This window comes from Bradyrhizobium diversitatis (assembly GCF_016031635.1).
GTDB classification, from domain to species: domain Bacteria; phylum Pseudomonadota; class Alphaproteobacteria; order Rhizobiales; family Xanthobacteraceae; genus Bradyrhizobium; species Bradyrhizobium diversitatis.
Window position 1 is genome coordinate 56,909 of sequence record NZ_JACEGD010000024.1, and the last position, 9,479, is coordinate 66,387.

The following is a 9,479-nucleotide window of genomic DNA, read 5'->3' on the forward strand; positions in this document are numbered from 1 at the left end:
CGTTTGACCTTACGGACCTTCCTCATGCTCGTCATCTCCATTCAGAGCCAGGTGGTCCACGGCCATGTCGGCAACAGCGCGGCCGCCTACGCCATGCAGGCGGAGGGCGTGAACGTTGCGGCGGTGCCGACGACGCTGCTGTCAAACCATCCGCGCTATCCGAGCCTGCGCGGGCGGGTGCTGGAGAGCGATCTCGTCGCCGATCTCCTGAGGGGCGTCGAGGAGCGCGGCCTCGTCGACGAGGCTGCGGTGCTCGTCACCGGCTATTTGGGCTCGCCGGGCAATGCTGCCGTGATCGCCGATTTCGTCGAGCGGGCGCTCACGCGGAATGCGAAGCTCGTCTATCTCTGCGATCCCGTGATCGGCGATGACGGCCGCGTCTATGTCGCGGACGGCATCTTGGATGCGGTCCGGCACCGGCTGCTGCCGGTGGCGAATCTCACGACGCCGAATCAGTTCGAGCTCGAGCTGCTCTCCGGTCTCACCATTGCCGATGCCCAGGGCCTCCGCGCGGCCTGCTCCGCGCTGGCAGGGGTGGGCCGCATCGACGTAGTCGCCACCGGCTGCACGCTCGCTGACACGGCGGCGGGGCAGGTGGAGACGATCCTGTGCTCCGACGGGCGATTGTCGCGCTTTGCGACGCCGCGCCTGCCGATCCGGCCCTATGGCACCGGCGACCTCCTCACCGGTCTGATCGCGGCGCATCTGGCCAAGGGCGAAGCGATCGAGTCGGCAATACGGCTTGCAGTCGACACGATCTTCGCGGTGCTGGTGCGCACGCAGGACGCCGGCTCCGCCGAGATGCGGCTCGTGCCGCTGCCGACGCGCGGGCTCGATGTCTGATTGACGGTTCAGGTCGCGGGCTTGACGGCCGATTGCGCCGACTTCTGCTGCTTGGCCGGGCTCTTCTGCTCGCGTGCGGCGTGCGCCTTGGGCGGCTTGGCGCTGGCGGCCCGCGTCTTCTTCGGCTTGACGTTCGCGGCTTCCTTGCTGTCGGTCGCAACGCCGCGGCGCGAGATGTATTCCTTCCCGTCGATCGGGCCGACATGCGGCGGATCGCGGCCGAGATAGGGGCGGCCGATGCCGAACGCCTTGCCGTTGGCGTCAACCCACTTCCACAGGATCTCGGTCGAGACCCAGCGCTGCGCGCGGTTGTTGCCCTGCGTGCTGACGATGTCGGCCGCCATGCCGTGGCCATAACCGCCGCGCGTACTGCCTCCGTGATAGGAGCGGTCGGAGGCAGCCTTGAGGCCGCTCGCGATCGACTGGCGATAGTCGTCGCGGAATGCGCTGGTGATGCCCGGCGACAGGCCGGCGGCTTCGGCTGCGAGCAGCGTGCGGAACAGCTTCTTCTTGAAACTCTTGTCCATGCCGCCGATGACGTAGTCCATCATCGACATGCCGGCGCGCTCGGCCGCCTTCGGATCCTTCCAGCCGAAGTCCTGATCGACCAGCTTCGTGAAGCTACGCATCACCGTGACCGTCTTGCCCTTGCGCTTGACGGTGACGGCGCGCCGCTCCTGAACCTTGATCGTGTCCTCCTTGGCGGTGCGCTGATAGAGCGCCCAGAGGTAGCGGTCGATGCAGGCCTCCATGACGAAGCATTCGTCGAGCACGGCGACGGTATCGGCCGGCGGAGATGGCTTGCTTGCGGGCGTGACGGGGCCGCTTGCGATTGCCGCAGGCGACAGTGCGTCCGTCGTCACGATCTCAGTGGGATCCGCGGATGCGAGCTTGACGGGCTCTGGCGCGGGAGCAGGGTCAGCCTCGCTGACGATGGCTACCGGTTCAGGCGAAATCTGCGGCGCGGGCGCCGCCTCTGTCGGCAGGATCAGTGCCGGGTCGGCCGAAGCGAGCTTGATGGCTAAGGCGAGCCCCTCCGGCATTTCCTGCGCGGTCGCCGCCGGGGCAGGCGCCGCAGCGACGGCGGCGGCGATGTCGGCGGTCAAGGCGATGCCGTCCTCGATCGTTGCAGCGCGCGGCACGTCGGCGAGGTCGAGGCGACTGACATCCTTGGCGCGCGAGACGGCAGCCACGTTGGCGCCGCTGTTCTCGATGAGGGCAGGCGCATGGGCGGAGAGAGACAACACCAGCCAGCCGGCGAGAACGGCCGAGGGACACGACACCGCCACTAGAAGAGACCGCCGATCGTTCATGACCCCTGCCTCCAAACGGTTCCGTCCGAACCATCTTGTCCGAACAGTCATGATGCAAACAGTTGACGAAACAGTCTTGCACGGAAAGGCAACGCAGCTCGTCGATTGTTCGGGGGATGGTGTGGCGGCGCAATGGCGCAATCGGCGGCTGCGGGCTTTTCGCGGCGGGTGTTGCCGAGTTGCAACGCGAGGTTCCACGCGGTGCTTTGCCTGAGGCCGTGCCGCAACTTTGCGGACGCTGCTGCGTTGGAGGCGCCATGACGCATCCCACGCTTCGTCCCATGGACGCCTTCGATCCCACCGAGCCCGCCATCCTGCACGATCGTCTTTCGGACACGATCATCACCTGGACCGCCGATCAGGCCGATGACTATCGCCGTGCCAGCAGGCCCGCTGGGGACGGAACCGTAGCTTGGAAGACCTATCTCTTCGATGGCTGGGGCAACGTGCTGGGTGGCTGAGTACCGCACGGGGCAGAAGGCCATGTCGCGGCCAGCGTGATTCGGCCAACGCCCTGTACGCATTAGGCATATCGCCATGCATCGCGCGCGCTGTTGCGATGCAGCAAAGCATGTCGCAATGCAGCAAGACGCGCCTAAATAGGCTCCGACCTTCACTCTCGGAGCATCACCATGAACAAGAAGACTTTGTCGATCGCCGCCGCCATCCTGACCATCGTGGGCGGCACCGCCGCCGTCGCCGCCGAGCTGCCGACCTATGAGGCCAACGGCCTGCCGGTTTCGCCGCTGCAGGTGCGTGTGCTCGGGGCTGCGCATGTCGAGCAGCAGGTCGCCGCGCCGGCCACGGTCGCCTCGGTCCACCAGGCGAAGGTGCTCAGCCCCCGCAAGGTGACGACCGCGGACGTCACCACGGGCGCGGCCCGCTAAGACTGAGGTCGCCTGAGGCAGATGGGTCTCGCGCAGAGCGAGATTTCACCGCGTCGTGCGGCCATTGGCATGATGACGCCGCATGCGCATTGCGCGTGCGGCAATTGCGTTCTACGCGGCATCGTCGCGATGTCTGCGTGCCAGCCTTGCAGCCGCGTGGGTTGAGCGGCGTAGCGCGCCGACATATCGCTTGATCCATGGATCAGCGGACGAGCGGCGCTGACGCTCTCACTCAAAAGAACGACGCAGCGCCGGCTCTGCTCGGCGTGGTCTGCGGCCTTGCCGCGGCGCTGTTCTGGGCGCTCGGCTTTGCCGCCACGCGGCACGGCCTCAAGGTCGGCTTCACGCCGGTCGATCTCCTGGTGCATCGCTATGTCTGGTCGGGGGTCGCGTTCCTGCCGCTGGTGTTGCGCGCCGGAATCTCCGATCTCTGCGGCATCGGCTGGAGCAGGGGCCTCGTGCTGATGGTGCTCGGCGGCCCCGTGATGTCGCTGATCTCCTACAGCGGCTTCCTGTTCGTGCCGCTCGGCCATGGCAGCGTGATCCAGCCCTCTTGCGCGACGCTCGGCGGGCTGCTGCTCGCGGCGGTCGTGCTGAAGGAGCGGATCTCCGCCTCGCGGCTTGCCGGCGCGCTCGTCATCGTCGGGGGCCTCGGCGTGATCGGCGCGGAATCGATCGGCCATATCGGGGCCGACGGCATTCAGGGTGATCTGATCTTCGTCCTCGCCGGGTTCATGTTCGCCGGCTTCGGCGCGATGCTGCGCCGCTGGCGCGTCTCGGCCGTGCCGGCTGCGCTCGTCATCAACGTGCTGTCGCTGCTGCTGGTGCCGGTCTACGTCGCCACGATCGGCCTCGCCCATATTGCGGCAATCGGCGTGACCGAGAACGCGATCCAGGCGCTTGTGCAGGGCGTGCTCGCCGGCCCCGCCGCGCTCTATCTCTACGCCGTCTCGGTCCAGCGCCTCGGCGTTGCCCGCGCCGCGGTGTTTCCGGCCTGCGTGCCGGCGCTGACGCTGCTCACCGGCTGGCTGCTGCTCGGCGAGCCGCCGACGATGTTGCAGACGGCAGGCCTCGTGACGGTGCTGTGCGGGTTCTACCTGGCACAACGGCAAAGCTAGCGGATCTCAAGCCTTCCGCACGAACTCGGATTTCAGATTCATCGCGCCGATGCCGTCGATCTTGCAGGCGATGTTGTGGCCGTCGCTGGCGTCCTGCAGGCGGATGTTGCGCACCTTGGTGCCGCCCTTGACGACCGAGGACGAGCCCTTGATCTTGAGATCCTTGATCACGATGACGCTGTCGCCGTCGGCGAGCACGTTGCCGTTGGCATCGCGCACGCCGGCATCCTGCGCCGTGTCCGCGGCCGCGTCCGCCGTGCCGCTCCATTCATGGCCGCATTCCGGGCAGACCCAGAGATCGCGGTCCTGATAGGCGTGCTCGGAGCTGCAGGCCGGGCATTTCATCGTGTCGGTCATGTCTGTCTCGTCTCAACGGTTCGTTCGCGGCGCGACCGTAGAGGCGGGAACCGGGAAAGCAAGGAAAAGCTGCAAGCCGCGCGGACCGGGGCTCGCCGGCCGGTGCGATATCACCGAAACAGCGCGACGAAGATCACGTAGAGCCAGCCCAGGATGCCGTGGATGATCGCCCACAGGATCGAATGGTTGTTGGTGTAGGAGATCGCGATGGCGAGCGCCGAGCCGAATCCCACGCCGTATTTCGCGCCCTCGACGCGGACGCCGTAATAGCGGTTGCCGTTCATGGTGATGTCTCCTGAATCGTCGGATGAGCGCCGAGCCTATGCGGTCGCCGTGATCCTGGCGAGCGGCATGATCAATCGACCGACGTCGCCCGCGCGGGATTGAGCTGCGTCAACGGCATTACGCGTGAGGGTCGTATCCTCTCGCCGAATGACCACCGGAGGCGAAGCGATGGACGACACGCTCAGAGCAAAAATCCAGGCCTTGCTGGACCAGCACCGCACGATGCGGATCGCAACCGTTCGCCCGGATGGCTGGCCGCAGGTGACGACCGTCGGCTACGCCAACGTAGGCTTCACCATCTACTTCCTCTGCGGCATCGACAGCCAGAAGGCGCAGAACCTGTCCCGGGACGACCGCGTCTCGCTGGCGATCGACGACGACCCGGCAGAAGTGATGGAGATCACCGGCCTGTCCATGGCGGCGCGGGCGGTGGCCGTGACCGATCTGGCCGAAGCCGAGAAGGCGATCGCGCTGCTGATGGCGCGCTATCCCGAGCAGAAGGCCCTGGGCCTGACGGTGCCGAAGCCTTCCGAGGTGCGGCTGATCCGCCTCACGCCGACGGTGATCTCGCTGCTCGATTATTCCAAGGGATTTGGCCACACCGATCTCGTGACGTGCTGATGACGCGCGCGGTGGTTTGCGAAGACGAGCGGTCATCCGCTCCTGCCTTGACGCAGATCAACCCGGCCTTTCCCTGCAAATCTAGGCTCGATCGATGATTCAATCGCGGTGAGGTTTGGCGATGTCGCACACTGTTCGAATCTCCATCGGCATCGTCATCCTGATCGCCTTGTCGCTGCTGTTTCTCTTCAGCGTCGTTCACACCGCCGCGGGGGCCCCAAGGGCCGGCTCGCGCACGATCGCCGAAGGACAGCGCCTGGCGCAGGCGTGGTGCCAGTCGTGTCACGCGGTCGAGCGGCACATGACCGATTTCTTCGACGAGGCGCCGAGCTTCCAGGCCATCGCAGACCGGCAAGGCACCACCGCGCTGTCGCTCAAGGTGTTCTGGCGGACCAGCCATCGGAACATGCCGAACCTGGTGATCTCGCCGGAGCAGGCGGATGCGCTCTCGGCCTATATCCTCAGCCTCAAGAGCGAATGAGGGACCGGCCAAAGCACATCTTTGCGAAAACAACCCCATGCACAGTAGGCATGGCCATGGAATCGCTGGGGATTTGATCTGACTTCGGCGATACCGAATTTCGTTTGCGCCGTCGGGCAAAACAGGTGCATGATGTCACGGTGGAGTCCCCTCGACGTCCAGGCGCTCGATGCGTAGCCTCCGCCCGTAACGCGCGACGAGCCCGCCATGTCCTTCCTTCTCAACATCGACGTCCCCGACGTCGCCAAAGCCACGACCTTCTACACCGAGGCCTTCGGCCTGACGGTCGGCCGCCGCTTCGGCGCCGACTTCGTCGAGCTCAACGGCTGGCCGGCGCCGGTGTATCTCCTGACCAAGCAGGCCGGCACGATCGGCGCCGGCGGCGACCGCCGCCGCTACGAGCGGCATTGGACGCCCATGCATATCGACGTCGTCGTTGACGACGTCGACGCCGCCGTCGCGCGTGCGCTCAGTGCGGGTGCGATCCTCGAGGCGCCCGCGCGCGATGCGCCCTATGGCCGGATCGCGATGCTGGCCGATCCGTTCGGGCACGGGTTCTGTCTGCTGGCGTTCAGCGCGAGAGGGTATGACGCGTTGTTGGGGAGTTCGTAGTTCGCGACCGGGCTACGATCGCCAGCGGGACAGCGAAGCCAGAATCGGGGCGGCATGCCAAAGCAGGCGAAAAGCAAATCGACGAGGAAGCTGAAGACCTACCAGACCTCGCTCGGGTTCTACGATCAGGCGATCGCCGCGCCCTCGATGAAGGCAGCGCTGCAGGCCTGGGGCGCCAGCTCCAACCTGTTCCATCAGGGCGCGGCGAAGGAGACCGACGACCCCGACATCGTCGCGGCGACCATGGCGAAGCCGGGTGTCGTGCTCAGACGTCCGGTCGGCTCGGACGGCCCGTTCACCGAGAGTGCGGAGCTGCCGACCGATCTCGGCGAGGGCAAGTCCGAACGCAAGCCCAAGAGGTCGCCCAAGAGCAAATCCAGGAAGCGCACGGCCAGGACCGCAAGGAAACCGTCCCGCAAGATCGACGATCAGGCGGCGCGCAAGGCTGCGGCGGCATTCGAGAAGGAGGAACGGCGGCGCGAAGCCGAGCGAAGGAAAGAGGAGGCCGCCCGCGCCAGGGAACGCGCGCGCCGGGAGAAGGCTGTCGCGACAGCGCAGGCGGCGTTTGACAAAGCGAGGCGGGAGCACGAGGCGCGGGCGGAGGAGATCGAAGCCGAGCGGACCGTGCTCGACGAACGCGCCGAGGCCGAGCAGGACCGCTGGGACAAGCAGCGGATGAAGCTGGAGCAGGCGCTGCGCCGGGCGCGGGAGTAGCTTGCGCAGGCCGGGAGGGATTCCTTTACCACGCCATCCAGTCCCGGCCGAACCGCCGGACGTTTAGGAGTTGCGCCAAAGTTCTGCGGTATCCTCGCTGTGATTGCGGATGCGTCGGACACGCCGTGCGACGCCGCCGCACGATCACGGGATCTGTCATGAGCGATCATCGCGCCGCAGTCAGGCATCACACCTTGCGCACCGGCATCGTCGAATTCGACAACGGCACCGGCAGCACCGTCAGCGTGCCCTGTACGATTCGCGACGTCTCCGGCACCGGCGCGCGACTGCAACTCAACTCCTCGCTATGGGTCGCCGAAGCGTTCACGCTGGTTTTCGCGAGCGGCCTCCGCAAGGCCTGCCGCGTTGCCTGGCGCAAGGAGCGGCTGATCGGCAGCGCGTTTGCGGACGGCTATGCCAGCGTGGACGAGCAGGCCGCCATGATGACCGCGGGGGAACAGGCCCGGCACCGCCTCGGCATCGGCGCGCGCGTCAAGGCGGCGCGCGAAAAGCGCGGCTACACGCAAGCCCAGCTCGCCGAGCGCCTCAGCGTGACGCCGGCGTTCGTGGTGCAGGCCGAGCAGGGCGAGGTAGACATTCCACTGTACCAGCTGATGCACATCGCCGATCTCTTGATGGTCGGCCTCGACGGGCTCGTGGCGGGCCCGGCGCCGGAGGAGGTGGATGCGGCGTAGGGCGTCACGGTCCGTCGCCCGGTCTCGGTCCGTTCGCATTGCGCGCGCTGAAATGCCGTTCAAAAGCGGGCGTCTCGAAGGATGGCCGCAGAAAAACTCGCGCGAAATTTGCTTGCCTTGCCCGGCATCCTTTTGCACTCTCGCTGAGAAGGAGACCAACGCATGACAAAGATGACCGTCGCCTATGCGCTCGGAACGGCCCTGGTGCTGAGCCTCGCAACATCGGCTGCCGACGCAAAGCCGCGGAAGCAAGTGGTTCGCGCACCGCAGGAGCGGCTGATCGTCACGGCGCCGGTGCTGCGGCCGACGCCGTGGGACTACAACATCGTTCCGCGCTATCGCTATCGTCCCGAGGACGACAAGGTCGATCCCTACGGTCCGCCGCTGGTGCCGTCCTATGTTCGCTACGAGGGATGGCGCTGGCCGTATTGGTGGTAGAGCCGGGCCACGCGCGTGGTCTCGTAGCCCGGATGAGCGAAGCGATATCCGGGGGTGATTCGGCAACGGAAGTCCCCGGATGTCGCTTCGCTCATCCGGGCTACGGCTAACCGCTGTCCTCCGCCGCAAGCCGCAGAAACTGCCGCTTCATCGCGTTGACCCTAGCGAGATAGGCCGCGACGAGGTGATCGCCGCAGCGCTCGCCGGCGAGCATTTGAAACTTGCGGCGCGCATAGGCCGTGGCGGGGCCTGCACCGCAGAGATGGATGAAGGCGGCCAGATCCTGCTTCTGCGTCGCGTTTGCCTTGATATCGCCCGCGAGGGAGAGAACCAGCGCCATTTGGCGGTCGAGATACACCGAGGCCAGCTCGATGGCGTGGCTCGGGACCGCGCGGATGTAGAAGCTGGTGAAGCCGCAGCCGGTCTGCGTAACCGCGTTGCCGCGAACGCAGAACCGCGCGGCCTCCGCGAAGGCCGGGTCGGTCATCTGGAACAGGCCGACGGCGCTGGAGGCGGGCCGGTAGATCGCAAGTGGATTGAAGCTCCATCGCCAGCGCCAATAGGTGCGCGCCACCGGATTGCCTGAACTCTCGACCTGCGCCAGCGCGGCCAGCAATTCCGGCGTGATCGTTGCGGTGGAGGCGTTCCGGAACAGCGGACCGTAGCTCGCCCAGGTCTCCGCCGGCTCCTTGTCGAGGGCGTTGCCGATGAGGACGAACAGCTCGGTCGGCTTGCGGATCAACTGATAGGCGATGTTCAGAAGCGCGAGGGTCACAAGTATCACCGCCACGCTGCCTCCGATCCTGACCGTCCGCGGTGCGCGCGCGAACCTCCTTCGAACCCACCGAGCGCTCCGCCGGACGCTGCGAAGGCGGGAGAGGAGGCTCTTGCTTTTGGTTGGCATGGGCTGTGAGCGCGCAATCGCGGAGACTGTGGACCTGGTTGGCGCTGTCTACCACGTGAAGCGGGCCGCAGATCCCGCATTTGAGAGCGGCTTCCGCAGGCAATCCGCTTCCCTTATGCGAACGTCCCGGGTTGAGGGGATTTGCGGGGCGGCGAAGGTGTAGCCCGCGTCCCGCCCCGCTGCAGGCGGAGCGAGACGGTTACTTGGACCA

At 66.4% G+C, this 9,479-nt stretch carries 14 protein-coding genes; 10 read left to right on the forward strand and 4 right to left on the reverse strand.

The annotated features are described in order from the left end of the window. The first annotated feature begins 24 nt into the window (after positions 1-24). The gene (gene pdxY / locus H1B27_RS25345; protein ID WP_197967917.1) at positions 25-843 is read left to right on the forward strand and encodes a pyridoxal kinase; all 819 of its coding nucleotides are present in this window, start codon (positions 25-27) and stop codon (positions 841-843) included. Between the two features lie 8 nt (positions 844-851). Here pdxY and H1B27_RS25350 read toward each other — a convergent pair whose 3' ends face one another. Next, positions 852-2,156: a hypothetical protein gene (locus tag H1B27_RS25350; RefSeq protein WP_197967918.1), complete on the reverse strand. Its 1,305-nt coding sequence runs from the start codon at positions 2,154-2,156 to the stop codon at positions 852-854. A gap of 257 nt (positions 2,157-2,413) precedes the next feature. Between H1B27_RS25350 and H1B27_RS25355 the strand changes: the two genes are divergently transcribed. From H1B27_RS25355 to H1B27_RS25365, 3 genes are all read left to right on the forward strand, one after another. Continuing rightward, positions 2,414-2,617, forward strand: coding sequence for a hypothetical protein (locus H1B27_RS25355; RefSeq protein WP_061876629.1), 204 nt, complete (start codon positions 2,414-2,416; stop codon positions 2,615-2,617). A 171-nt stretch (positions 2,618-2,788) separates the two neighbouring features. Beyond that, the gene (locus H1B27_RS25360) at positions 2,789-3,043 is read left to right on the forward strand and encodes a hypothetical protein (protein WP_061876569.1); all 255 of its coding nucleotides are present in this window, start codon (positions 2,789-2,791) and stop codon (positions 3,041-3,043) included. A 197-nt stretch (positions 3,044-3,240) separates the two neighbouring features. Then, positions 3,241-4,161, forward strand: coding sequence for a DMT family transporter (locus tag H1B27_RS25365; RefSeq protein WP_197967919.1), 921 nt, complete (start codon positions 3,241-3,243; stop codon positions 4,159-4,161). A 6-nt stretch (positions 4,162-4,167) separates the two neighbouring features. On the opposite strand, the gene H1B27_RS25370 is transcribed toward H1B27_RS25365, so the two are convergent. Both H1B27_RS25370 and H1B27_RS25375 read right to left on the reverse strand, forming a co-directional pair. Then, on the reverse strand, positions 4,168-4,518 hold the full coding sequence (locus H1B27_RS25370; RefSeq protein ID WP_197967920.1) for a zinc ribbon domain-containing protein YjdM: 351 nt from the start codon (positions 4,516-4,518) through the stop codon (positions 4,168-4,170). Positions 4,519-4,628: 110 nt separating this feature from the next. Next, positions 4,629-4,802, reverse strand: coding sequence for a hypothetical protein (locus H1B27_RS25375; RefSeq protein ID WP_018644642.1), 174 nt, complete (start codon positions 4,800-4,802; stop codon positions 4,629-4,631). A gap of 169 nt (positions 4,803-4,971) precedes the next feature. On the opposite strand from H1B27_RS25375, the gene H1B27_RS25380 reads away from it, so the two are divergent. From H1B27_RS25380 to H1B27_RS25405, 6 genes are all read left to right on the forward strand, one after another. After that, positions 4,972-5,424 (forward strand): pyridoxamine 5'-phosphate oxidase family protein, encoded by a 453-nt coding sequence (locus tag H1B27_RS25380; RefSeq protein WP_197967921.1) that lies wholly within the window; start codon positions 4,972-4,974, stop codon positions 5,422-5,424. A 121-nt stretch (positions 5,425-5,545) separates the two neighbouring features. Beyond that, positions 5,546-5,905, forward strand: coding sequence for a c-type cytochrome (locus tag H1B27_RS25385; RefSeq protein WP_197967922.1), 360 nt, complete (start codon positions 5,546-5,548; stop codon positions 5,903-5,905). 207 nt (positions 5,906-6,112) lie between these two features. Beyond that, complete coding sequence (locus tag H1B27_RS25390) at positions 6,113-6,517, forward strand: VOC family protein (RefSeq protein WP_197967923.1); 405 nt, start codon at positions 6,113-6,115, stop codon at positions 6,515-6,517. Positions 6,518-6,571: 54 nt separating this feature from the next. Continuing rightward, on the forward strand, positions 6,572-7,231 hold the full coding sequence (locus tag H1B27_RS25395) for a cell envelope biogenesis protein TolA (RefSeq protein WP_197967924.1): 660 nt from the start codon (positions 6,572-6,574) through the stop codon (positions 7,229-7,231). A 158-nt stretch (positions 7,232-7,389) separates the two neighbouring features. Further along, a complete protein-coding gene (locus H1B27_RS25400; RefSeq protein WP_197967925.1) occupies positions 7,390-7,926 on the forward strand; it encodes a helix-turn-helix domain-containing protein in 537 nt (178 codons plus the stop codon). A gap of 162 nt (positions 7,927-8,088) precedes the next feature. Continuing rightward, complete coding sequence (locus H1B27_RS25405; RefSeq protein ID WP_061876575.1) at positions 8,089-8,364, forward strand: hypothetical protein; 276 nt, start codon at positions 8,089-8,091, stop codon at positions 8,362-8,364. 106 nt (positions 8,365-8,470) lie between these two features. Here H1B27_RS25405 and H1B27_RS25410 read toward each other — a convergent pair whose 3' ends face one another. Next, complete coding sequence (locus H1B27_RS25410; RefSeq protein ID WP_197967926.1) at positions 8,471-9,268, reverse strand: transglycosylase SLT domain-containing protein; 798 nt, start codon at positions 9,266-9,268, stop codon at positions 8,471-8,473. Positions 9,269-9,479: the final 211 nt, after the last annotated feature.

What these genes read in the sequence shown, in the direction of transcription:
- H1B27_RS25395 (WP_197967924.1), top strand. Translation starts at nt 6,572, where the DNA reads ATGCCAAAGCAGGCGAAAAGCAAATCGACGAGGAAGCTGAAGACCTAC.
- pdxY (WP_197967917.1), top strand. Translation starts at nt 25, where the DNA reads ATGCTCGTCATCTCCATTCAGAGCCAGGTGGTCCACGGCCATGTCGGC.
- H1B27_RS25400 (WP_197967925.1), top strand. Translation starts at nt 7,390, where the DNA reads ATGAGCGATCATCGCGCCGCAGTCAGGCATCACACCTTGCGCACCGGC.
- H1B27_RS25410 (WP_197967926.1), bottom strand. Translation starts at nt 9,268, where the DNA reads ATGCCAACCAAAAGCAAGAGCCTCCTCTCCCGCCTTCGCAGCGTCCGG.
- H1B27_RS25365 (WP_197967919.1), top strand. Translation starts at nt 3,241, where the DNA reads ATGGATCAGCGGACGAGCGGCGCTGACGCTCTCACTCAAAAGAACGAC.
- H1B27_RS25390 (WP_197967923.1), top strand. Translation starts at nt 6,113, where the DNA reads ATGTCCTTCCTTCTCAACATCGACGTCCCCGACGTCGCCAAAGCCACG.
- H1B27_RS25350 (WP_197967918.1), bottom strand. Translation starts at nt 2,156, where the DNA reads ATGAACGATCGGCGGTCTCTTCTAGTGGCGGTGTCGTGTCCCTCGGCC.
- H1B27_RS25370 (WP_197967920.1), bottom strand. Translation starts at nt 4,518, where the DNA reads ATGACCGACACGATGAAATGCCCGGCCTGCAGCTCCGAGCACGCCTAT.
- H1B27_RS25405 (WP_061876575.1), top strand. Translation starts at nt 8,089, where the DNA reads ATGACAAAGATGACCGTCGCCTATGCGCTCGGAACGGCCCTGGTGCTG.
- H1B27_RS25380 (WP_197967921.1), top strand. Translation starts at nt 4,972, where the DNA reads ATGGACGACACGCTCAGAGCAAAAATCCAGGCCTTGCTGGACCAGCAC.
- H1B27_RS25385 (WP_197967922.1), top strand. Translation starts at nt 5,546, where the DNA reads ATGTCGCACACTGTTCGAATCTCCATCGGCATCGTCATCCTGATCGCC.
- H1B27_RS25355 (WP_061876629.1), top strand. Translation starts at nt 2,414, where the DNA reads ATGACGCATCCCACGCTTCGTCCCATGGACGCCTTCGATCCCACCGAG.
- H1B27_RS25375 (WP_018644642.1), bottom strand. Translation starts at nt 4,802, where the DNA reads ATGAACGGCAACCGCTATTACGGCGTCCGCGTCGAGGGCGCGAAATAC.
- H1B27_RS25360 (WP_061876569.1), top strand. Translation starts at nt 2,789, where the DNA reads ATGAACAAGAAGACTTTGTCGATCGCCGCCGCCATCCTGACCATCGTG.